The organism is Methylotuvimicrobium alcaliphilum 20Z (assembly GCF_000968535.2).
GTDB lineage: Bacteria > Pseudomonadota > Gammaproteobacteria > Methylococcales > Methylomonadaceae > Methylotuvimicrobium > Methylotuvimicrobium alcaliphilum.
The window spans coordinates 82,163-106,153 of sequence record NC_016108.1; the positions used below are offsets into that span (position 1 = coordinate 82,163).

A 23,991-nucleotide genomic window follows, 5' to 3' on the forward strand; every position below is an offset into this window, starting at 1 on the left:
GCTCCTTTTTATCCGTTGGTAAATAATACTAATGTGTGAAATTGAAAATCAGGTGATGTAATCTTCATCCGTTAGGCTGCTGTATTTAGCAGCTTTCAGATCAATAAATTTCTCGGTATGGTTGCATGAGAATTCTGCGTCCTTCCGGAAGTGCGAACAGCCCCAGAACTGCCCGTAAGGGCCTTTCCTCAGACTCAGCTTGCCGCCGCATAGAGGGCAAATCGGTTCGACGTAATCACATCGCTTGTTCTCGCAAACCCGGAACCGGCCTTTTTCGCGCAATCCGCCCCCGCACCATTGGCAAGCCGTTACGGTGTTCGTACACAGCGGATATTGGCTGCAACCGAAAAAGCTGCCGTGCTGGCTGTCCCTGGGCACCATGTAGCCGGCGCCGCATTCGTTGCACGGAATGTCAGCGATCTTGTCTTGAAAACCCTCGCCGGTAAATTCGTCAACGCGGATCTCATAGCGCCGATCGACCAGTTCCCGGACAAAATCGGAAGCTTTGTTGGCGTCGCAAATCAGGTAAACATGATGCCGGGCGCGGGTCATCGCCACATAGAACAAGCGCCTCTCTTCGGCATGAGCGAAGACCTCCGCCGGCGGCAACAGTAGCTCTAAAACCGGATGAGTAGCTTTCTCAGGCGGGAAGCCGTGCTTGCCTTTCTCCAATCCTAACACGACCACATAATCGGCTTCCTTGCCCTTCGAGGCATGAACCGACATGAATTGCAGTTTCAACTTGGAATAACGCCGCTTGAATTGAGCTAAATCCGGCTTCCTGAAGTTAAACCTGGCCAGGACCAACACGCTCGCTTCGTCATCGGCGTTGGCGTCGATCACCGACAACGCCGCATCCAAACCGACCGGATCGCTGTTGGTTTTGACCAACGAGACCGCCGCTTGCTCGATGACCGCATGGCTTTGAATCCGTTTAGCGATCTGCGTGGAATTCTGCATGACAAAACGGGACGCCACGTCCCCGATTTTATTGTTAAAGCGAAATGTCAGATCAAGAACGCTGATGGCGGTGTCGCCGAAATGCCGCTCGAATTCCTTGGTAATGGTGACATCGCTCCCGGTGAAACGGTAAATCGACTGCCAGTCGTCGCCCACGCAAAATAATCCGCTGTCTGGATTTTGCGCCAACAAGCCTTTGACCAACCTCGCGCGGTTCGCCGATATATCCTGAAACTCGTCCACCAGAATATAGCTGTACGGCGACCGATAGCGTCCGGCCTCCACGTATTCGATCGCCCTCACGATCATGTCGTCGAAGTCGATCGTCTCGCTGTCGCGCAATCGCTTCTGATAAGCCTCGTATATAGGCTCAAACAAAAAAGCCGCCGCCTTCATCCGCTCATGGTCTTCATGCTGCTTTCCTAAAGAGACCAAGCCCTTAATAGTCAGACCTGAAGCCTTGAACAAACAGAGCATTTGCGCCAGCAATTGGCTGAATTTCGATACTTGTCCGAACTGGTTCAGCTGCCGAAGCAGTTCATTGTTCGGCAACGGCCGAAAGGCTACGCCTGCTTGCTTTAATTGCTGTTCGAGCGATTGCGTCAATATGCCTTGCTGCTTTTGATAACAGTAGGTTTCGATCAGTCGGGTTTGATATTTTTGATGCGTTGCCCGCTTCCAGACCATTCCTTCAAGATAGCTTTTCTGGTCAATGAACGGCGGCGTTTGGTTGTGTTCGTTGACGGCAAAATGCTCGATGTAAATGCCGTAATCGGGCAAGTAGAAATCCGGCTGATAAACTCGGTAATCCGGCCCGGCGGTGTTTACCTGGTAATTCGGCTCGTATTCATAGGCGACGCCCTGCCGGTACAAAAAATTGGCGATTTCGCACTCCTCGTAGCTTTGCACTAGCCCACCCTGCAGCGTGCGGATGTCGTTTTCCTGAATGTATTGGTAGTACTCGCCCTGGCTTTTGAACTTGAAAACGCTTCGATACGGATTGCTGTAATACAGAAAGTAACCGACCAGCCGTGACTTATACAGTTCGTCCTGCAATAAGCGCTGGACTTCTTCATCGACGTACCGGGCCCGCAAATGCTCGTCTTCCGCCATTTTGTCTATCGCCGGCGCGATGCCTTCGACTTGGGCGATGATGTGCTTGCCGAGACTGTGAAAGGTTTTCACGGTCAGCGACTCGATACCGAGTTTAGACCGGATGCGCTCGTCCATTTCTTCGGCGGCCTTGCGCGCGAATGCCAGCATCAGGATTTGTTCGGGTTTAGCGTGTCCCGCCTTGATCAAATACCCGGCCCGCCCGATCATCGTGCTGGTTTTGCCGGTTCCTGCGCCGGCTAACACTAGATTGTGCTGTTCGTCGATCACGCAAGCCCGGCGCTGGTTAGCCGTCAGTGGGTTGCTTTCGACGCTATCGAAAAAAGTCTTGAATGCCTCAATTTGTCGATCGACATAGGATGCGTTCAGGCGCTCGAACGCATCGTAGCCGTGGATTAGAATCGGTTGTATCAACCGCAAATTCTGAGCCGATCCATCAGGCAAAAAACGTTGTATGTCCTTGCGTTTTAACGCTTCGGCCAAACTCCTGTAAGACTTTAGCCATTGTCTGGCCGCAGCTTTGCGGATATAGCGTTTCCCGTCAAATAAAGTGCGCGCTTGCCGGGATGAGTCATCAATTTCCGGAGCCATGCGTTGGTAAAATTCGGAAAGATATTGCCGGTATGCCCGGTTCAATCCGGCTTGCAGTAGGAGGGATTTTTTTTTGTTGATTCCGCCGACGCGGATTATTTCACCATCTTCGAGATAAATTGCCAAAACGTCCCAGAAAAAACCAGACTCTAAAGCGACGCCTTTGCCAATGCCCAGATGTGAAATTCTACGTTGCCCGTCACCGCTGTTTAGCAGAACGCCATCTTTGATCGTTGAAAAGGAATCATAATCGGAATGCGCGGCAAACAGAGCGGCTAACCAGCCGGTACGGTAACTTAACGGAGAAGTTGATGGTTTTTTCAAGGACAGTTCCTTTGTTCGCATTGACCTTTATCGGCTGCAGCCCGAAAGTATAGCAAACGTCATAATTGCCGCAAAAACCGCAGCCCGGTTTTGCGCATCGGAGAGAATACTAAAATATGTGGCTATGAGCGGCGCCGGATTCGAACCGGATAATGCAATCACCGTAGCGCCTGCAACCGTTCCCATTGGAAACAACCGCCCATAGCAGTTAGAGTATAGCAAACCTCAAAACATCAATCGCTTCCCATGCAAACATCCAACGTCCCATAAGGTAAGCCCATATCCTCTTCGGCATTCCGAAGTAAAACATCTGAGCTACATAACCGCATATAGGCTTTCACTAATTTCTTGGGATTAAGGTCGTGTTGGTGGGCAATTCTTTTGACGACTTTGTTATCGCTATTTAAGAAAACGCCGCTGCCTACGGAATCTTCCAATTCACAAACCGCTGCATGAAGTTTTGCTTCATATTCGTCTTGCTGGCGTTGTTTAATACGATTTCGATTATATTGATCGATTTCTGTTTGAGTAAAATAGGTATTGCCATGATTTTGTAACATAGTCACCTCGATAAATAATTTAACACTTCAAAACATCCCCTCCAAAACCCCCGGCGTCTCAACCCGCCACACCGAAAAAACTCAACTCCACACTATCTCTCATCAACTTAACGACAAGCATCAACCGCAACACAACCGCTTTTACCATTTAGCCACACAACAGCCGTATGCCCGCTGAGTATGCTGGCCGCTGTACGAGTTGAAAATAACTCTGGCTCAGCTCCAGGATAGCTACGATATTCAACGGTATCGCCTATTGATACGTTAGCGTTCCATTGGGCAGCTATTTCATGTTATGAAGCTTCGCGTTGTTTCATTTTTATCACCTAGAGGCTTACAGGCCATTTAATAGACTAGGAACAAACACACTTTTTCCACTGCCGGAAAAACCCATCTAAACTATCTAACATATATATACTTTAGATGATTCTATAAAATACAGCTTTCCTAACCTTCCCCATGTCGCTGATCGCTTTTTTGATGTCTCTATCCACTTGCTCCTTGTATTTCTCTATCAACTCATCCTTCCTGTGATGATCCCTGCTTTTGTTCGCGGCCGTGCGCCCGGTAACCGCGAACCATTTGTTTAATGTCAAACGGTCAATGCCTCGCCCCATCCAGCCCTTCACCAGGTTCAGCGCCAAGGTTGGCGTCAGATCCACGCCATCATCTACTTCCACCCTTTCCAGCCAATAGAAAAGCACGGTTTGCTTATATCGTTTCGACGCCGCCGCCGCCATCGCCCTTCGCTGGTCTATATTCTCCAAATCCATAGCAATTTCGATATCGGCCTTGTAGTGATCCAATGTGTAAAAATAGATTGATCGCCCAGATTTAGCCATTGTTATTACCAAATTTAACTAACATATATATATTTTAGTATTGACGGAAGTTTTAGGCTAATGGAAAATCGGTTATCTATAAATATAATTGGTATTGATCAATTTACCGCCGCTATGGACGACAACGCACTACAAAAAGCCAGAGATGAAGCCATCGCCGCTGACAGATGCTTTTCCAAGGGTCGGTTGCGGGACGAATTCAGGATGAAACCAAAGCCGGACGCCATCCCCATAAAGCATTACAAAAACGGCTATGGTCGAGAATTCGGGGTTTATCGAATAGCCGACTGCGTGCCGATCCGGACAATCCAACAGCGTGAGCCGACAGAGAAGCAAAAACGTGCCAGAGCGATCATGGCCTTGAAAGCGAAGCTCCGCAGCAATGAAGCGCTTGCCGGCGAAATCGCCTGCGCTTGGCTTGCCGAAGCCCCGCTTTTCCTCGACACGGAAACCACCGGCCTCGATTATAACGCGCAGATTATCGAGCTGGCTCTAGCGGATGCGGCCGGTCATGTGCATTTCGAAACCAAGATGAAACCGACCATCCCTATCGAGCCGGATGCGTCTGCCATTCACGGCATCGATGAGGCCGCCTTGACATCGGCGCCGGCCTGGCCGGAAGTCGTCCATCGGGTCAAAGAGCTGGTCGCCGGGCGGACTGTGGTGATTTTCAATGCCGAGTTCGATTCCCGCATGGTGTATCAGACGTGTAGCGCGTTCGGCGAATCCACGGACTGGTGGAAAACGGTCGAAACCCGATGCGCGATGTACTTGGCGGCCAAAGCCTTCGGACCCACGAACCGCTACGGCTCAATATCACTGGAAACAGCGACATCGATAGCCGGCATATCATGGACAGGTTCCGCGCATTCGGCCACGACCGACACGCTGGCCACCGTCGATCTTGTAAATTCGATTGCATCGTACCGGCGTGACATCGAGCGGCAACTGAGCGAATTGGAGGCGACGTAAAAATGTTGATCCTTAATTTACAAATGTAACTAAAATATATATATGTTAGTTAACAAATAAATAATAAGAATCCATATTCACAGGGATTAAAAGTTTTGCAGAATGCCTGGAATCCGGTTCCCAGCATCGCTACCGCTGAATTTCAGATCCACCATCGCATCCCCCGGCCTCAACCAAAACTGCACGACCACCTCCCCCCGGATCGCGGTCAGATTCAAATAATCCGCCAGATCCCCCGCCTTCGCGTAATGCAAAAAATAGTCAGCTAACTGAATCGTAAACCTTTATTCATTAAGAACATATGCTGTTGCGGCCTATCGTGCCAAGCAACTGAGCATTATTGATAGACCCCAGATACGCTCTATGCTAGTCTTTACCGCTTTTTTTTGGTGTAAGTAGCTGTCGTTATCACTATGCAATGCCAGATCTTTTTATCCGTAAATGTCAGGATGGTGTATGAGGTACTTTCTAATTTTCCCTTTTCTTTTATTAACGGCTTGTGCATTTACTGATATTACGGTTGATACGAAAGGCAACCGTGAAAACTTGAATCTTTCTGGGGGCGATAACAGGGAAATCATTTTACTCGTTCCTTATGCCGATGAGCGGGATAACCAAAATCGTTGCGGTATGAAAAAAAATGGTTATAACATGGATACCGCCGACGTTTTTTGTTCTCCATCACCAGCGCAACAACTAGCAGAATCTGTTGCCGAGGAATTAAGGAAAGCAGGTTTTAGTGTTAAAACGCAGGGAGAAACGAGTAAAGCAACCGGCGTAAAAATACAAGGAACGCTACGTAAATTTTTTGTCGAGCCTGTGATTGGCTTTACCACTGTTAGCATGGAAACGGATATAAGTGTGCATTTAATTGCTACGTCCAATAATGGCTTAAATGCCGAACGTACTTTTTTTGTAAAAGGTATGCAGAGCGCCATGGCGGCCACCGAATCCAATTTCCAAGGTTCAGTGAATAACGCAACCTCGCAAATTGTGAAACAAATAGTAACAGCCATCATTACGCTAATGAATCGTTACCCGGAACTAGGACAAATGAGTCCGGTTAATTTTAAATACTATGCTTACAACTAAGGAGTGTTTTTTTCAATGAAAGCCATATATTCACTTTGCTTAGTTTTTTTATTCGCTCAAGGTTGCTCCAGACACGTTGTAATAGAACCTGAATCAATATCCAAGCAGAACGATTCCGATTGGATTATAAAATCATCCCCAAAATAACGGCAGCAAAGATGACTACCAGAACAAAAACACGCCGTTTAATTTGTATTGCCCTTATTTTTTCTTTGGTCGGCTGTGGCTGGAAAGTCACTCCGCCGATTTTAGATCAACAAGTTTTAAATCAAAGCCCGATCTCTGAAGCAGCTGTACTCACAGTAAACGATGGGGGGATCATTTGGGGCAATGGCGAACTTGGCGAAATTGTGCGGAAAACGTTAATAGAACGAGGAGCCTTCAACGAAGTTTATTACCCTTTGGAACCTAGAAATCCGCCTGATTACCGCCTTCGCATCACTGCAAGTGGAAATATTGACGAAGAAATTGGATTTGGAATAGTAAAGAGCATTTTTATTGGCATGCTCTTTTTCATACCGGTTGGAATCATTCGTTTTAATAAGGATTTTGTACTGGATGCAGATGTAACTGTGATCAAACAAAACCAAGAACTACTTCATTTCGCCATAAAAACAGAAACAGAAGTGTCCCATACCATGTTCTCCCATGCTAACCAATACGAACCTGTTGCTCGTCAAAAAGCATTTGAAGACTTGGCGCTTCGTATTATTTCTAAATTAAAATCAATTTAGGCCTCAAAACATCCCCTCCAAAACCCCCGGTGTCACAACCCTCCCCGCCCCACCATCAAACCGCATTTCCACCATCGCATCCCCCGGCCGCAACCAAAACTGCACGACCACCTCACCCCGGATCGCGGTCAGATTCAAATAATCCGCCAGATCCCCGGCCTTCGCATAATGCAGCTTGACCTTAGCCCCGCTCCAGCGGGCCGGATGGTAAACCTCCAATTGCGTGACATCGACGACTTTATCGGCATCGATGTGCAATTCCCCGAGCAAGTAATAATCGTGGTTCGCCTGCAGGTTCTCGACCAGCCAGCGGAGCGACCGGCCTTTCATGTCGGCGCGCTGTGAGATCACGCGCAGCGGCGACGGCCAAAACAAGTCGACGCCCCGGATGTTGGCCATGTCGATCTGGATGTGGGACCAATAGCCGCCCAGGATCGCCCAAAAGCCCATTGGCCAGACGAGATACAACGGCGAGGCCAGCGCCGCGAGGATGCCGACGCCGATTAGGGAATGGGTAGTGGTCCGGTGGCCGAAGCGCTTCTCGATCGGCACCGATATGAAAAACAGCGGCCGGCCGACGCGCGAGGTCGGGATGTCGATATCGGGCATGAACGAGAACAGAATCGCAAGGCCCCAGGCGACCGGTTCGGTCGGGTATTCGAACACCGCCGCCCCGCCGAGATAGAGCGCGGTCGAGAACGCGGCGTGGGTGGCGGCAAGCATAGCGTAAAATATCTACTTAGATTTTAATTTCGGAACTAAAAAACACCATGTCGGCCATTACACAAAGAGACCAGGCAATATCGCTACTGAACAAAAACTTAAGGCAACTTATCAAGTTATACAAAGAATGCTACCTTTCGAGGGGCAGAGGGGCTTTGTTAGTTTATGCAAGAAATGTTATTTCAAATGTGCTTCCCAACCAGGATGACTACAGAACGGAAGAAGAGATACTTGAGGTATTTACCTCCCCGGACTCTTACGCTCAATTAAAAGAAATGATCACCCATTACGATCAGAAGAACGAAGGTATCCTAGCGATCATTACCGACTTTGCAAACGCCACTTATTTCATTACAGTCAAATTCAAGTAAAACGACCGTCGCAGATCAATCACCGCCCCCAGGATCATCACCATTGGCGTGAAGTCGATGTAATGCATGCCGGCTCGTGGCACATTTCGCGCACCGTGCGCTTCTAATACTCCACCTTAAAACTCGGGCTATCTTCCGGTCGACTATGCCGTTTATCGTACAGCCGAGTGGTCGAAACATTAGCATGGCCCAGCCATTCCTGAACTTTGGCGATATCGGCTTTATGATCGAGCGCATTGGTCGCAGCAGTTGCTCGCAGCGAGTGCACGCAAAAGCCGTGGGTATCGAGCGTAATGCCGACTTGTTTGGCGTAACGCATGACCACATCCCGATACACCGAACGCGGATTGAGCGGTTTAGTGAGATCACCAGTCGAGTTGTTTTTCACCGGCCGAAACAAAGCGCCTTCCAGATCCGCACTATGGCCAGCCGTTTCCAGATATTCGGCGATTAAGCGTTGAGTTTTCGGCTCCACCGGCACGAAGCGCTCTTTTTTCCGTTTGCCGTGGACATGGAACATCATCACGCCGGATCTTCGTTGATAATCTTTGACACGCAGATTGCACAGTTCCTGCCGGCGCAGACCATGATAGAGCAGAGCGGCTAAAATCGCCCGGTCGCGTTGCCCTTTTATTGTGTCTTCCGGCGGCGCTTCCAATAACTGTCGGGCCTGGTCGTTGCTCAAGGCCGGGGTTTTGCCTTCATTGTTATTGGCCATGGGTCGCTTCACGCCTTTGACCGGATTATGGGTCACGGCGTTTTTCTCACATAAATACTCAAATAAGGAAGACAGAGCAGAGAGCTTGCGGCGGATGGTGGCGTCGGAGAATTTTTTCTCTTCAATGGTTTTTCGCCAGGCAATGACATGGGACCGGGTGACGATACGAAACTCAGCCGGTTGGCTGATGCCGACAAATTGCGCGAAATCGCGAATGTCATTCTGGTAAGCTTTTCGGGTTTTCTCGGAACTGATGTTGGCAAACCATTCGAGTTCCGGCGGCACGTCGGATAATTGCTGAAACTGTTTCGCGGTCAGTGCGCGTTCCGGATTTTTGAGCAACAAGTCGGTCATGCGGTTATACCTTATGTATAGGTGCAAATGAGGTAGGATTTTGGGGGCGTGTTTTTAGGTCCTATAAAATATATTATAGGACCTAAAGTGGGCGGAGCCAAAGCTAAAGCTTCGCTGACGTTTCCTTGGGAAAATGCCGCCGTCTATGCTAGAGTATTTAAAAGTACTACCTTTTAATAACGAGGCGCTCACTATGGCAACATCTGTTAAACTCGATGCGGATTTGAAAAGTCGAATTCAGCATCTGGCTGATCTGCGGCACCGGTCATCGCATTGGATTATGCGCGAAGCCATTCGCGATTACGTTGAACGCGAAGAAGCTCGAGAAAGTTTCAAACAAGAAGCCTTGTCAGCTTGGCAGGCTTATCAAGAAACGGGTAAACACCTAACGGGCCAAGAAGTGCGTCATTGGCTCAGCACCTGGGGTACAGAGCATGAGCAAGAGAGCCCAGAGTGCCACGAATAATAATTACCGAAGGAGCGACTCAAGGTTTGGAGCGCTGTCGCCTATTTTTAGCCGAAAAAAGTCCTTTGGCTGCGGCAAGAGCCGCGCGGGCAATTGCACAGCAATTTGAGCTCCTAGAAACAGAACCCGAAATCGGCAGGCCGTGGGAAGAATTTCCACAGTTGCGTGAATTACTCATTCCATTCGGCGATTCCGGTTTTGTGGCACTCTATCGCTATGAACCGAATGATAATGCTCTTTATGTACTTGCCTTTCGACACCAGAAAGAAGCGGGTTACTAATTAGGACTAACGAGAGCATGTGAACAGAAGCTTACGGTTTCGACCCAGAGCACTCCTGTCGGCTATGATTTTGCGCTTACCTAAACCGGTCAGTCGTGACGTACTGCAACCGACCCATAAGCGACTATCGCTCTAAGTTAGTCAATGACCACAAACCGATTTAAAGCTGACAGTAGGATGATTTGCTGAGCAAACTCTATATACCTACTTTTAAGGGTTTGCGCATAAATTAAGTTGTCCCTCGTATGCGGGTACGTGTTCTGATTGCTAGGTTTTGCGCCTGGAATCTGTTCCGAACAATCTGAGCCATCTCATCGTAAACAGGTGCGGTACCCGCAGGATCAGCAATGGTGATAATCAAAGAGAAGTGCTGTGGTTTGAAAGCTGCTTCATCTACTTCAACCCCGTGCCGAGTCAATAGTTGCAATTTTAAACGCCAACGCAACCCGCGCTCTCCCGTTTCGCCCATATCTCCGAAGTAAGTTCTGACTGGCGCCCATTTACGAAGTTTCTCCACTTGGTAAGCTTCGTAAAGCAATTCTGGATTGCGGTGTTCAGGGGGAACCAACCCTTTGAATTCAACCTTGATTTCTCCGGTATCGCGCTTCGTGCGCTCTCGATATACTCCAAGGTGGGCATCAATATGTGTTTCGCAATATTCCGTACCCCATCGAGCTCCCCTTGAGGGAGCAAAAGCCAGAGTCATCCACACCTCCCCGAAATAGCGCCCATCCCGCATTAATGATGGCGGGTAAGGAAAATCATCCCATTCCAGAAAATATCCCGGTCTAAGGGTGTCTTCAAAAATCAGAGTTGCAGTGTGCGGTGTGCATTCTAGGCTATATGGCGCAGAGGATGGCAAGCCAAATCCCAAGTAATTTTCTTCTCCATCAGGTACACGCTTTCCTGAGCGAGGATCTCTGGCATGGTGTGTCAGCAGTGCTCTAGCGAGAACAGGTGATGGTAACGGAGTAATTTGATGGTAAATCTGCGCCAAAGTTCGAGAGACCAAAGGTGTTGAGAAACTGGTACCAATATCTTCCGCAATGCCCGATTCCGTAATGGAACGAATGCCGTGAATGTGAAGGCCATCCGTCGAGCAAGATCCACCATAATGCACCACGTCGGGCTTGATGATGTAATTAGGGCCTGCACCGTGGCGTGAAAAAGCGGAAGGGTGATGCTGTTTAGGGCCTTTGTTCTTGAAATCGACGTGGGATACCGCACCGACGGTTATGCTAAGAATACTATCTGCAGGAGATGTAATTCTGCCTGATTCCAGTTGGTTTGGTGTTCGTGGGAAGTCTAGTAGGGGCGGAGTGACATAATTTCCTGCGCTGATTACGAAGGACACTTGGTACTTTTCTTGAAGGTTATCCAGTTCAACAGCGAGTTCAGAGAATTCATCTAGTGAGCATAGAGCATCCGTCCCCAAGGAAAGATTCCAGACCTTATACTTGTTCGCATGTTCATCCAAGGCAGCCTCAAGCGACATCAGCAATTCCGATTCCATAAGCGCCAGAGTATCGCCACGGGAAGGATCGTCATTGGGGATAACCTGGAGGTCAAATATGCCGCAAGGACTTGATTCCAGCCCTGATAGCGTTGGATTTAGTTCAGAACCCCAGCAGATCAAGCCAGCTACGAATGTTCCGTGATCAGTGTTACGATATGGCTCAGCAACTTGCTGATCGCGACCTACAATCCAACTGTTCAACGGCAAAATCTGATCAGAGATTCCGCTATCAACAACTACGACAACAGGTATGTCTAAATCATCTGAGCCTCGGATTGGGAGCTGAGGAAGGGATGACTCCAGATTTATTGACTTGGGCCGTACTGTGCGCACAAGTGGCATATGACTGATTGATCGAACAGAAATAATTTTGGATAGGGCTTCTACATCGGCGACTGATCGGCATTCGGCGGCATATATCCAACTCTGAGCTGCATATCCCCTTTGGTCTAGTTGTATCCCTTTCGCTTTGCAGGCTTCAACGAATTCAATTGCAATCGCCGTTTGATCTTCATTCGCACCAAAGCTGAACAGTTTGACTCTGGTGATGAAGCCGTTCTTGCCACGCGGACTGTAGCGAAGCACATCTTCTGCACTAACCCCTTTTCTCCTCAACAAAGGGGTCACCGCTTCGATGGATTCGATGCAGGATAGCTCTTTCACAATCCGGTCAGAAGTATTTTCTTCAATAGATGCCTTCAACTTGGCGAGACCGGAAGGTGTTGCCTTGATGTAAAGCTCACCAAGGCCGCCACTCCCAATAATCGGGCATGTATGATGGGAGAACAAAGTATCTGGTCGATGGCTTTTGGCGGCGGCCTTGGCAATGACCTTCACTCTCACCGGAGCTGCCTTTACACCCTTTAAATTAAGCAGAACTGATTCCTGGATCGCGGTAATCTGATTAACCAGACGATGGCGGTACTGGTCGTCTACTACTCTAAAAGGCTGAGGAGGCCCACCGCCACCAGTAACTCTCCGCTCTGCTCCCTGTTTTGGCATAATGAGCTTTATTGGAAGCCTATCATGCCGTGTATCCCCTTGGCTTCTATTCGCCATGACACTCCCCTTCTTGATGAGCTAATCGATGAACTGTCGCCTTGGATACAGCAAGTAATTCTGCGAGTATTGCGAAGCTATATAGCCGTAGATCGCGCTCCCTGAGAATCTTTACGATTTCAGGAATATCTTTGTTGTTTAATTGAACGGCAAAACATCTATTTTCGTCGCCAGCCAAAGAAAGGTTTTGAATAACCAAAAAAGCGTCATTCATTTGCACAGGCCGACTGTTGACGAGGCTGCGTCGTTTCAAACGAATGCAGGTTTCGCGGATATCCGAACCAGAGAAACCCTCTGATAGGTCAGCCAGAACATTCAGCTCCTTTTCAGAAAAAGTGAGTGGGGCTGAAAAATCTGTCCACATCTGATTTCGTTGGTCAAGGGATGGCAATTGCAATGCCAATCTGTAGGTAAACCGTCGCCAGACGGCTGCATCAAGTAAAGCTTCGTGGTTGGTTGCGGCAATAACAATAGACTGACGGCCCAGTGTATCCAAATTTTGTAGAAAACTGTTCACTACACGTTTAAGCTCTCCCATTTCCTGGTTATCACTACGAATCTTCGCGATTGCATCAAATTCGTCCAGGAAGAGAACACAAGGGGTCTTGGCCGCGAAATCAAATAATGCGCGAATGTTTTTTGAGGTGCTCCCGAGGAAAGAAGAAATAAGGCCGTCAAGTCGAGCCACGTAAAGTTCCAGTCCCAGTTCTTTTGCGATATGCCGAGCAAGTCGGCTTTTGCCAGTGCCAGGTGGCCCGAATATCAAGAAGCTCATGGCGCCTGAAAGCTCATTGTTGTCAATCGAACCGTAGCTCTTGGAAATGCTGATGAATTCATGAACAACGTCCCACTGAGCCTGTGATAGATGCATTGGAGGCTCGGTAATACCCTTGAATTGAACATGCTCAACCAAGGGAAATCGGCTTTCCGCGTCAACAGGCAAAGCTCGCAATAGTCGAACATCCGCCGGCCTTAGCTGGTGATCCGTTTCCTCCAACATCTTGCGTAGTCGGGCAGCCGCACTCGTCTCGCCGACATCATCAAGCTTGTCAGCTAGGAAGGCTGAGTAATTGCGCACTTTATTCACGTCGAGACGCAAGGCGCCATTTACAATGCGGAAAACCTCATTCATAAAACGTATATCTGTTTTCATGAGACGATTATTGTATATAGCAAGATATTTGTCAATGAAGTGAGACGGACTATCTGCTTTAGTAATATTTCAAATCTAGGCAACGCTTTCTGGAGGAAGATTCCCCAAAAAAGATGATCCCGGAAGGATTCATGCTCAAATGCAACGGCTACGTCAGAAAGGAACATTTTCGCATCATCATGTTATAATTAGTAGAATGACCTTTGTTAAGCCCCGCTCAACAAGTGAAATGAACGACAACTCCTATCAATATAGATACTGGAACACCCTAAAAGAATTACGCACCCATGTGATGTATTTGCATGATTACGCCACACATTCCGAATGGTGGGACAAAGCTACTAATATTTTTCTGGCGTTAGCATCTAGCAGCAGCATCGCTGCTTGGGCGATTTGGAAAGATCAGCAAATTGTATGGGCATGTATCATCGCATTGGCCCAGATTATCAGCGCAATAAAACCTTTTCTACCTTATAAACAGCGCTTGGGTGTTATCAGCGAGTTGAACGACAAAATCCAAGAAATCGCTCTTGAGTGCGAAAAAAAATGGTTTGATGTTGCTGAAGGGGAACTGACAGAAAGAGAGATTCATGACTTACAAATTGAACTACGTAACAAAGCGTTCAATGCAGAGAAGCGAATATTGAAAGGAGTAATTTTGCCTAGAAAAAATAAGATTTTAAAATCTGCCGAGACAAAGGCTGACCTCTTTCTACGAAATAATTATCACTTTGGATAACAAAATGTCTGGCAATGAGAAAAGACAACAATCAGAGTCACGAATAATAGCGAAAGATTCTGGTCGGTCTTTACCGGTAACAAACACTGCTACGCCGATGCCAAAAGTAAAACCACCAAAACAGCCAGAACCTCAAAAACAGCAGAAATAAATTAAGCGTATGGATTAAAAGCAATACGCACTTATTGGCCGGCTGATGTGAAGCGTTATACGACTGCTTTCGGTTTTACTGCAGCCATACGCTAAAATCTTTGAATGTCGCAGAATGGCCGGGTCGAGTCAAAGACTACTCAAGGTTGCTTGCCGAAAAGCTGTCATTTGCTCAACTTAGGTATCGAAAATTTCGCCGACATCCTCAACGGCCGTTTATGGCCGATTGCCACAATTCACCACTCTCAACAGCCGACATTCACTACTGGTGGATTCGTATCGGAATCGATGGCCTGGGTGGTATCGAAACCAGTTGCTGGAATATGCAAAATAGGTTTATTCAGTGTGACAAAATTTTCTGAGGTTCCGGCATACAGCTCCAAATTGGAGAAGATTTTTCATGGTTGGATTCGATTTTGATCGTCGTTGTTGTCGTTATGGCCGACTATGATAGGCGAAAGCCATTTATAACGAAACTGGCGTTCTCCTGTCTTTGGACCCCGCCAAAAGCCGTGCCAATGCGCCCGGCGCAAATGCGGTTTGACAACGCGGCCGGACGGTTCCGTTTCGTTCACATGCCGCAACTGGGTGCCGGTCTTTTCTCCGATCGACCAGATTTTCGGCTTGTCGGGCGGGAATAACCGCCAACCGCCTTTGACCTTTTTCGGCCGCGGATAATGCGGTTTCTCATCGGGTACCTTCGGGTCGACAATTTCCGGCTCTTCGCTGCACAGGTACAGAACCAGGCTCACTAACGGATTGATCGATTTGACGATATTTTCAATCGAAACGCCAATTTCAGAGAATTCAGGAATCACAATGTTTGCTTGTTCGCCCTGCCGTTTCGCTTCACTCAACCACCGGTCAACCGCTTCGGTAATCGTCCATGGCCCGATATGCAGAATATGCGGTTGTAGTTCGGATTCGGTATCGAGCAGAAAACGCAGCTCGTTTCGGTGCGTGTTCGTGTCCTGTTCCAGATGCACCCAGAAACCGTAGAGGCGTGTTTCAAACCACCGATAATCTTCCGGCATTTCAATATAGACGCACCATTCAGGCAGGCGCAGCAAGACATCGCTTGGGATCTCGCCTTTAACCGTCGTGTCGGCCAATGCGGCAAACGTGTCTGGATCGAATCGGTAAACGCCTTGGCTATATCGCCAGGAACCCAGCGCGGCAAGGTTCGCCACGTCGGCAACGAGATTCAACGGCAAGCGCAAGCGGCCGGTTTGATGTTGCGCGCTGATAATTGAGTACCAAGCGGCCATCGGCATAAAGCACCAGTTCGGCCAATCGGGTAAATCCTTGCCCCGGTCTTGCCGGAAAATCTCGACCTGCTTCCAGGCATCGGGATAATGTTTAGCAATGGCGTTCAAGTGCTCAAGGGGGCGTAGCATAAAAGGCCTAAAAGGCTTGTCAAACAAGCCATTTAAGCATAAAACAAACTAATTTGTCGCGTCCTTGCGGCGATTGATCAATCGATAAAAGTTCGTCGTTCGTTTATTTTGATTTATTTTCCGTTCCTTACGCCCTCCTTTTTTGTTGAGTAAATTACTCGGCCTTTCTTCGGCATTTAACTCCGGTATCTTTGGGCGGATTTTGATCGGCGACTACAACTAACCAATACAGGCCGTCCGCTTAGGTCGCTGTTCCTGTGCACGTTTTTGTTCCTTCGTTTGCTCCTGCTTTTCGCGTTGTACATTGTCCTGAAGGGCCTGGCTAAGTGCCGCCCTCACCTGGCGTTCCAATCCGTTTCGCCCTAATTGGCTCCGTGTGGCAAGATCATTAAAATCTGTATGTGCCTTCATTTTATCAAGGGCATCAATTTGTTCAGAACTGAGCAAAGCATTTTGCAGTTTAATCACTTCCTGATTCGAAAGTTTTACCGTTTCCGGCTCCTTCTGCGCGGCTTCGAGACGGCGCATTGCACGATCATGCTCTCTATACTGCTGGGGAGTAAACGATTCGAGATTAGGTGGATAAACATTTTCACCCGGCGCAAAAATTGGAAATATCGCGGTGCCATTAACAGCCTTGGCCGCCTCTTCGGCTTTACTGCGACCTGGATTAATACTATCCGTGAGAAGCCGGTTCCTATCGTCGTCGCCGGCGATGATGACAGGTTTATCCGGAAACTTTTCGTGCAACGCCTTGGCCACAACCGGAAGATTTCCGGAATCAAATGCGGCTACAGTGGCGAAACCCAATGCCTCGGCATTAGTGGCGGCCGTCGCGTAACCCTCGGAAATGACCAAGGCCGGTGCTTGATCCAGGGATTCAATTCCGCCAATCACATGGAAACAACCTTCTTTACGGCTATCTTTGGCGAACCGCTTAGTTCCATCTTCTTGAATATACTGCATCGTCCATTGCTTGCCATCGACGTCAGTGGCCGGAATGTACGTTTTCTGGCCCCCGGCGTCGGTGAGTGTGCCGGCATGTGCCTGAATGCCTTTATCACGTAGATAGGGGGTTGGCTCGAATACCGGCACTAAATTAGCCGTTTGACGGCTTACCCGTTGCGCAGTAGCCTCATGGACGCGTTCCTGTTCAGCCGCCCTGGCTGCCAATTTTTCGGCAGCCTCGGCCTGCAATTTTGCTTTTTCCTGTGGATCGAGCAAATATCCCTTTGATTTCCATTTCATATCAATGCCGGTGCGGTTGTTCTTAATGTAGCCGGCAGGATGACCATCCAAGTGACCGACATAGAAACCGGATTTCTCTCCGGTCTTATCGCCCCCCACTTCGATTCGGTGTTTTTTGCCGTCCATAATTGGGTGTCCGTCGGCCACAATAAAGTCGATCGATCGCATGGCGTCTGCGAATTCCTCCATGGGGGATATTGCCGGACTTTGTTGATTAGGGACATTATCAGGCTTCCAGCGCTCCAACTCATCCCTCTGTGCATTAGGGCCAACGTACCACGATTTAGCAACTTTATCCCATAACGCACCGGCGGCTTTGGCGGCGTTACGTTCACCATACGGCACTGCTAAATACTCGCGTTTATCATTTTTGACCGGGCTTACGGGTTCGTAATCAATGGGTCGATCAACCGAATCGTTGCTTTTATGTGTTGTCCAGTTAGCAAATGGTTCGGGATCAACGCCAGGGGGAATAAACCAAGATCGCTCTTGACGGTCCCACCGAGCGCCAAGCTTTTTCGCGTCATCCTTTTCCTGATAGGGAACATTGATATAGGTCCTGGAATCAGACGTTGAATCAGTATCTCCCTGCGTAATGTTTTCGGTATTGCTGCGTTCGGTTTTAGCCGCTAAAACATCTTCCGGACAGGCTTCACCGAAGTGCTTAATCCATCGATCTCTTAAAGCCGGTTTGTTGCTCATCAATGCGGTTGTTACGGTTAGATTGAACGTTTTTACATTGTGATCGTGCTCATAAAGCATAACCGCACTCTCTTCCAGATAATCGCGCTCACTTTCATCTAAAGAAAGGGCGTCTTTGAATGCTGTAGTAGGATCGTTGTAACGTTTAGCTTCATCGAGTCCACGCCATCCATCACCGTTCCAAAACGTAAATTGATCGCTGGCGAGAATAAATTCTTTGCTATTCGTTTCCGGGGGTTCCATTGACACAATCTCATCCAACCATTCCCGTTTGCTGAATGATTCGGAGCGGGCCTCTGCCGACAGCCTTGGTGTCAATGTCGAAAGTTTTAACAATCGTGCAAGCTCGTCTTGGTATTCTGTCATCGCTTTATCCTCGTTGGCTTGGGATATATTGCCTCCATCTATTGATTTCCGTGCGTCATTAATTGCGTTGTGCCATGCTTCAGATGCGGCAAGAAACGCTTCTTTGGAGGCTTGAACAATGGGATCCTCATGGCTTAATTGGTAACGGGCCTCATTTGCGCTGGGTTCACCGTACACACGGACTAACTCCTGATGATAGTTTTCCTCCGCAGCTTGCATGCGCTGGTATTCCTTCGTGGTAAGATCGGCAAGTGTTGCAGTGTGTGTCTGCGCTTTCTCCTGCTCCTGGATGTGCTGTTGTTCAAGACCAAGAATATAGCCTTGTATCTTTTCGGCATCAGCGGCCGCTCGGAATATCTCTAATGGATCTTCCTTAAGCGCCTTGATCCACGATCCAACATAAGCCGCATGTTGACCTGGATCATGTCCAATCCCAAGCTCATCACCCAAAATCATGCTGGAAATTTCCGCCCGAAGTTCTTCCTTGGCGTACCCCTCGCTGCCGAAAGGATGTGCCAGGTCTCGGTCCAGGCGTGATGAGTGACCAGTCCAGTGGCCCAACTCGTGTAATGCCGTCGAGTAATAGCGATCTGCGCTTGAAAACAGCCCCTTATCCGGTAAGTGAATGCTATCGGTCAATGATCGGTAAAATGCTCTTTCACCACCGTTATGCTGAATATTGGCACCGGATGTGTTCAATATATTCTCCGCCCGCTCAATCGGATCCCATGTTTGTTCTTTTTTCTCAAGCTCCGGTAATCCATCGATTTGCTCACCGTTGAATACGGTCGCAAAAAACACCCGAGGACGTTCAAGCTTAACAATCACTTTAACGGGCTTTCCTTCGGCGTCTAAAACGGGTTTGCCATACTCATCTTTCTTGGTCTGTTCTTCGGTGAACTTCCAATACTGAATACCCGTGCCCTTCTCGCCTTTCCGAACTTGCGCTCCTTCGGCCGCCGCTTGGTTATAGGTCAGCCAACGCTGATCGACGCGATCCTGAGCCATCAGGTGCAGCGCATTGATCCCCTTGTAGCGATTCCCGGTAGTCGGGTTATACGGCAAGAAAGATCCTGACGCTCCGGCCTCCCACGGTCGTTGCCATGGCGCTGTCCCGGCTTCGAGTTGCTTGATTAAATTCTCGGCAACGGTTTCGTGAAACGGTTTCTTCTGATTCATGGAAATGCCCCCACTTTGGCTATGTACATCTGCGGTATTACTGACATCTTTCGCTATGACGGCCGGCTCACTATTCACCGGGTGAATGGCCGATTCGTTGATTACTTTGGGAATGCCATGTTCTTGCTCAACTTCATCGTTTTCCTTGTTCCGGCTTTTCTTGATCAAATCAACAACAGGTTTCGATGCGGTGATCCGTTCAAACACTCCAACTCCGTCGCTACCCGTTGGAATAAATACCCGATCCACCCAACTGATACGCTCGACAAATGCGCCCTGCTCTTTCAGAAGACGTTTTTCGGCATCGGTTAGATAGCCTCGCCCTTTGATCTCGATCCGATCCTCGCGATTGACCTTGGCGGTTGCGATTTCCCAGCCGTTTGAAAGAATGGCCTTGTTGCCGTTCTTGATTGAATTAAACAAATCGCTGGCCGACATAGTGGATAAGCCGGAATCCAGCCCCAAATTCTTGAGCGTTTGCTTGGCAGCCTTTGGCCCCAACATGCGGCCTAGCAGCTGCTCGCCGTCATCGGTTTGCAACCGCTTGATGGTTTCCGATCCCTCGACACGATCCCAAATAGGCAGGATCACGCCGACTATCATCCGCTCTGTTTTGGTTTCAGTTTTCGGCGCATTGGCCAGTTGTTCATTCCAAAGCCTTTCGGCTTCCTTCTCATCGATCGCCCTGGTCAGCGTCACTTTCTGATAACTACCCACGCCATTAGTGACAACGGACCTATAGTCATAGCCGCGACTAATCGCATCGGCATTATCGATGTATCGATGATCGTTTTTTCTGATCGTATGCACGACGCCGCGGTGTACCGTCTTGCCTTCTGAATTGAGTCTTTCGCCTATATCGGAAAGAAAAAAGACATCTCCTTTGTTTTTTCCGAACTCAGCGACAAACCATCCGCTGATGTCGTTATCCCTTGGATTTTCGCGCACTAACTTTTTGGCATCTTCCCATGCGTTATATTGAATCTCGTTGGTAACAGCCAACTCGACATAGCGGGTCTGTGCTCCGGTATTTTTATCTTCATAAGCAACATCATCGCGCGTCTTGACTATGCTCAGAGCGGTCATGGTCTGCAATCCAACATCATACAAACCCCGCTGCTTGGCGTATTCCACGGCCTCTATGAGCCTATCCTCAAACTCGCCAAAAACAGCGTTCTGCATGTCCGTTTTCAGCGACAACAACCGATTCAAAAACTGCGGTATTGCCGGGATCTTGCTTTCACTCAACGATAGATTCTCATCGAGCAGATTTAACCCCATCTGCTTGGTGACCTCATGAAATGACAGGCCGGTTTGACCGCGATAAAGATCACTAAAGAAATTCTTCAGCGCAGTCGAGGCATATTCGCTTTCAAGATTATCGGATGCCGTAAACATGCCTTGACCGGTCGCTTCACGTTGGCCGCGAGTTAGTGCGCCTAACTGATCTAGTCTGCGGGCAATGGATGATACGAAACGCTTTTGCGCCTTCAGGTTGGTCGTGGGCAACACATAATGCGGTTCTTGCGCCTGGTTAGTCCTATGGGTTCGACCGAAGCCTTGTACCGCTGAATCGGCCCGCCAACCCGGCTGCAAAATGTAGTGAATCCGTTTACGCTGATTTTCCGCGGTATTGTCGGCATGGAATGAATACCCTGTGCCACCCGCTCCGGAAAACACCAAAATATCTTTTTTGTTGTTTTGGAAGGCTTCGGCATCGGCCCTGGACGCGTTCTTACCACGCTTCTCTTCAACAACTCTTAGATTGCCTTCTTCATCACGAACCTGGACAAACCTACGGCTACGGCCGGTGACTTCGGCTACCGTGTCAGAACCAAAAGCGTTGATGATGGAATCGAGCGGATTCTCAGGCACCCGGATTTGATGCAGCGTTTCCAGTAAAGCGTCACGCAAGGCAATCGCTTCGCGATCAAAGACCTGATTACCTTCTGCATCACGGACAGGGATATAAACAGTATTACCGTTACTATCTTGAGACTCTTCGTAGGCCGCGACCGGAAAACCGTTGCGCACGTAGTCCATCAACATCTGTCTTGGCGTAAAATCCAAGTCTTCAAGGGCTGCGTCATTGGCCGCCGCATCGGCAATGATCCGTTCTTGGGACGCCTCGTTTGTGTTGACCAACTGAATGACGGCAACATGGCCGGCATCCAGCTGTTCGCGAATATCGTCAATCACACGAGGCGTTTGCATCGCGGTGATGATTTGATTGAAAAAACGCTGATGAGCGCCCCAGAATTGCGACATTGCCGCACTCTTCCCTGCGCCGCTCTTACCGGCTTGGGTGATTTCCAATGCCTGATCCACATTGTCTAAAACCACTTGCCAAGCGCCGGCGAGTTCGTTGTAGATGTCTTCCTGCAAATCTGAAAGCGTATGCTCCAGCCGTTCATAGCTCACGCCGTCATACGACAGCGAACGGGCGAGATACATGCCCATCGCCTTCATATCACGGCTAATCAGTTCCATTGAAGCAATACCGCCTTTAGACACATTATCGATAAACGCAGTCGTGTCGGCGAATGGCGTGCCTTCGCCCCACAGACCCAGCCGATCCGCATAGCTCAGGTTGCTAATTTCCGTAGCGCCGGTAGCCGACACATAGGTAACCCGCGCATTGGGCAGCGCTTTTTGCAGATTGATACCGGCAATCGCTTGTTGCGAAGGCTTTTTAACGCCGCGTTTGCCCTTGACGGCAATAGCGTTACCCATGCTATGCGCTTCATCAAATGCAATCACGCCATCAAAATCTTTGCCCAGCCAGTCAATGATCTGTTGAGCTCGGGTCTTGCCGCCCTTCTGCCCTAAGTCATTGGCTAGTTTTTTCTCGCCCCCGCGAAGTGTTGAATACGTGGTAAACAGAATGCCGTATTTTTGAGTGATTTCATTACCGGCCTTGGTTTTGCCCTGAAAGAAAATCTTGCTGGGATCGCCGCCTACGCCTGCGAAATCCCGTCTCGCATCCTCAATCAATCCCTCGTTGAACGAAACCCAGACGGCCTTGCTTCGACCCTGCATCAGGTTATCGAGAATAATGCCGGATATTTCCCGGCCTTTGCCGACGCCGGTGCCGTCGCCAATGAAAAAACCCTTCCGTGATCCGTTCGGCAACAATTCGGAATGTGCTTGTCCTGCGTAAACAATAGACTCAAGTTGCGCAATAGACAGCAGGCCATCTTGTATTACATTCACGGGCAGAACCGGTGCATAAGTCGGCGTGAGCGGCTGAACGGCCGACATTGCCGCTGACTGCACCAGCTTTCCGGGGTGTGGTTTTGCCCCTGGAATAGTAAGGCGCTGCGGGCTGTAAGATGCGAATACGGAATCGGTGAACTCGCTGACTTCTCCGCTCTTAACCTCTATTGCAACGGCGCCGACAGGGTTGCTTTCGCTGATGCCACTATTTCCTCCAATATCTGCGCCGCCGCTTCCTCCAGCGTTTCCGCCAGTTCCATTTGAAATGCCACTCCCGGCTCCGATTCCGTCATTAACGACATCGCTAACTGCGGATTCGCCTCCAGCTTGGCTATCAGTAGCAGAGGCTCCTGAACCTCCCCCGTGTCCAATAGATTCCGCTCGAGAGCTTCCCGTATCAGAACTAATGCCGCGAGCTCCGTCGCTGGGTTGTAAGCTATCCGGTACTGTTGGAGTATCTTCATCGATTGCTGGTTGATTGAAGCCTCGTTGTAGGTGCTGACGATCATTTCTAATGCCTTCTAATAATGTGGGTAAATCGGCGACCGAATCGACGCTACCCGTTAAGACGGGCTGAGTCGTCGGTTCGGTTTTATCGATAACCAAGAGTTGGTTATCGAACGTCGTACCGTACTTCGCATACTCCTTGCCGGCTATGCCGACATTCGCACGCACGGTGTACTTTTTCTCTATCTCCTTCCACCAGTTGGCGAATGCCGGTCGATCAGCGGCCATTCCATTGCCGACCACAGCCACCAGCCGGCCGCCGTCTTGTAACCGTTTTAAGGCCTGTTCGATGTGTCTAGCGCCGTTCGATGTGTCGCGTTGCCCCCGCACTCGGCCAGCGGTCGAAGAAAACGGCGGATTCATAACAATGACGGTAGGTTTGATGTCGGGTGGTAATACGTTGTCCAGCTGCTCCGCGTTTTCCTTGAACAGTCTCGCCTTTGGAAACAGTGAGGAAAGTAACGCCTGCCGGCGTGGCGATAACTCATTTAAAACTATTTCGGCCCCGGCAATCTTTGACCAGATCGCTAAATCTCCAGTCCCTGCGGAGGGTTCGCCCATCACATCATAGGGCTTGACGTTCGCCACCCAATTGGCAACAAACGACAAAGCAGGCGGTGTGCTGAATTGCTGAAACTCTTCCATTTCCTCATCCCGC

General features: G+C 49.1%; 17 protein-coding genes. 7 read left to right on the forward strand and 10 right to left on the reverse strand.

Translation table 11 applies throughout. The features are described from left to right. Positions 1 to 48: 48 nt before the first annotated feature. The 3 genes from MEALZ_RS20310 to MEALZ_RS20320 all read right to left on the reverse strand — a co-directional run bounded on the left by MEALZ_RS20310 (position 49) and on the right by MEALZ_RS20320 (position 4,390). Complete coding sequence (locus MEALZ_RS20310) at positions 49 to 2,988, reverse strand: UvrD-helicase domain-containing protein (RefSeq protein WP_223842393.1); 2,940 nt, start codon at positions 2,986 to 2,988, stop codon at positions 49 to 51. 233 nt (positions 2,989 to 3,221) lie between these two features. Next, positions 3,222 to 3,548 carry a hypothetical protein gene (locus tag MEALZ_RS20315; protein WP_014133141.1) on the reverse strand — a complete coding sequence of 109 codons (327 nt, stop codon included), beginning with the start codon at positions 3,546 to 3,548 and terminating at the stop codon, positions 3,222 to 3,224. A gap of 419 nt (positions 3,549 to 3,967) precedes the next feature. Beyond that, positions 3,968 to 4,390, reverse strand: coding sequence for a hypothetical protein (locus MEALZ_RS20320; protein ID WP_014133142.1), 423 nt, complete (start codon positions 4,388 to 4,390; stop codon positions 3,968 to 3,970). 114 nt (positions 4,391 to 4,504) lie between these two features. Between MEALZ_RS20320 and MEALZ_RS20325 the strand changes: the two genes are divergently transcribed. Then, positions 4,505 to 5,362, forward strand: coding sequence for a 3'-5' exonuclease (locus tag MEALZ_RS20325; protein WP_046061759.1), 858 nt, complete (start codon positions 4,505 to 4,507; stop codon positions 5,360 to 5,362). Positions 5,363 to 5,448: 86 nt separating this feature from the next. Here the strand turns inward: MEALZ_RS20325 and MEALZ_RS22900 are convergent, their stop codons facing one another. Further along, complete coding sequence (locus MEALZ_RS22900; RefSeq protein ID WP_014133144.1) at positions 5,449 to 5,616, reverse strand: hypothetical protein; 168 nt, start codon at positions 5,614 to 5,616, stop codon at positions 5,449 to 5,451. A gap of 202 nt (positions 5,617 to 5,818) precedes the next feature. Between MEALZ_RS22900 and MEALZ_RS20330 the strand changes: the two genes are divergently transcribed. After that, on the forward strand, positions 5,819 to 6,454 hold the full coding sequence (locus MEALZ_RS20330) for a YajG family lipoprotein (RefSeq protein WP_014133145.1): 636 nt from the start codon (positions 5,819 to 5,821) through the stop codon (positions 6,452 to 6,454). A gap of 119 nt (positions 6,455 to 6,573) precedes the next feature. Further along, positions 6,574 to 7,188, forward strand: coding sequence for a hypothetical protein (locus MEALZ_RS20335; RefSeq protein WP_014133146.1), 615 nt, complete (start codon positions 6,574 to 6,576; stop codon positions 7,186 to 7,188). 3 nt (positions 7,189 to 7,191) lie between these two features. On the opposite strand, the gene MEALZ_RS20340 is transcribed toward MEALZ_RS20335, so the two are convergent. After that, the gene (locus tag MEALZ_RS20340; protein ID WP_014133147.1) at positions 7,192 to 7,911 is read right to left on the reverse strand and encodes a metal-dependent hydrolase; all 720 of its coding nucleotides are present in this window, start codon (positions 7,909 to 7,911) and stop codon (positions 7,192 to 7,194) included. Between the two features lie 47 nt (positions 7,912 to 7,958). Here MEALZ_RS20340 and MEALZ_RS20345 point away from each other — a divergent pair, with 47 nt between their 5' ends. After that, the gene (locus tag MEALZ_RS20345; RefSeq protein ID WP_014133148.1) at positions 7,959 to 8,282 is read left to right on the forward strand and encodes a hypothetical protein; all 324 of its coding nucleotides are present in this window, start codon (positions 7,959 to 7,961) and stop codon (positions 8,280 to 8,282) included. 103 nt (positions 8,283 to 8,385) lie between these two features. Here the strand turns inward: MEALZ_RS20345 and MEALZ_RS20350 are convergent, their stop codons facing one another. Further along, positions 8,386 to 9,354, reverse strand: a complete 969-nt coding sequence (locus MEALZ_RS20350) for a tyrosine-type recombinase/integrase (RefSeq protein ID WP_014133149.1) — start codon at positions 9,352 to 9,354, stop codon at positions 8,386 to 8,388. Positions 9,355 to 9,547: 193 nt separating this feature from the next. Here MEALZ_RS20350 and MEALZ_RS20355 point away from each other — a divergent pair, with 193 nt between their 5' ends. Both MEALZ_RS20355 and MEALZ_RS20360 read left to right on the forward strand, forming a co-directional pair. Beyond that, positions 9,548 to 9,820 carry a CopG family ribbon-helix-helix protein gene (locus tag MEALZ_RS20355; RefSeq protein ID WP_046061738.1) on the forward strand — a complete coding sequence of 91 codons (273 nt, stop codon included), beginning with the start codon at positions 9,548 to 9,550 and terminating at the stop codon, positions 9,818 to 9,820. After that, complete coding sequence (locus MEALZ_RS20360) at positions 9,808 to 10,101, forward strand: type II toxin-antitoxin system RelE/ParE family toxin (RefSeq protein ID WP_014133151.1); 294 nt, start codon at positions 9,808 to 9,810, stop codon at positions 10,099 to 10,101. Before MEALZ_RS20355 ends, MEALZ_RS20360 begins: the two co-directional genes overlap by 13 nt. A 229-nt stretch (positions 10,102 to 10,330) precedes the next feature. Here the strand turns inward: MEALZ_RS20360 and MEALZ_RS20365 are convergent, their stop codons facing one another. Continuing rightward, positions 10,331 to 12,619, reverse strand: a complete 2,289-nt coding sequence (locus MEALZ_RS20365) for a S8 family peptidase (protein ID WP_223842394.1) — start codon at positions 12,617 to 12,619, stop codon at positions 10,331 to 10,333. Between the two features lie 46 nt (positions 12,620 to 12,665). Then, positions 12,666 to 13,829, reverse strand: a complete 1,164-nt coding sequence (locus MEALZ_RS20370; RefSeq protein WP_014133153.1) for an AAA family ATPase — start codon at positions 13,827 to 13,829, stop codon at positions 12,666 to 12,668. Positions 13,830 to 14,025: 196 nt separating this feature from the next. On the opposite strand from MEALZ_RS20370, the gene MEALZ_RS20375 reads away from it, so the two are divergent. After that, positions 14,026 to 14,568 (forward strand): hypothetical protein, encoded by a 543-nt coding sequence (locus tag MEALZ_RS20375; RefSeq protein WP_048481421.1) that lies wholly within the window; start codon positions 14,026 to 14,028, stop codon positions 14,566 to 14,568. A 548-nt stretch (positions 14,569 to 15,116) separates the two neighbouring features. On the opposite strand, the gene MEALZ_RS20385 is transcribed toward MEALZ_RS20375, so the two are convergent. Then, complete coding sequence (locus MEALZ_RS20385; protein ID WP_014133155.1) at positions 15,117 to 16,115, reverse strand: AcrVA2 family anti-CRISPR protein; 999 nt, start codon at positions 16,113 to 16,115, stop codon at positions 15,117 to 15,119. A 219-nt stretch (positions 16,116 to 16,334) separates the two neighbouring features. Continuing rightward, the gene (locus tag MEALZ_RS20390; RefSeq protein ID WP_014133156.1) at positions 16,335 to 23,978 is read right to left on the reverse strand and encodes a strawberry notch-like NTP hydrolase domain-containing protein; all 7,644 of its coding nucleotides are present in this window, start codon (positions 23,976 to 23,978) and stop codon (positions 16,335 to 16,337) included. Between the last annotated feature and the right edge of the window lie 13 nt (positions 23,979 to 23,991).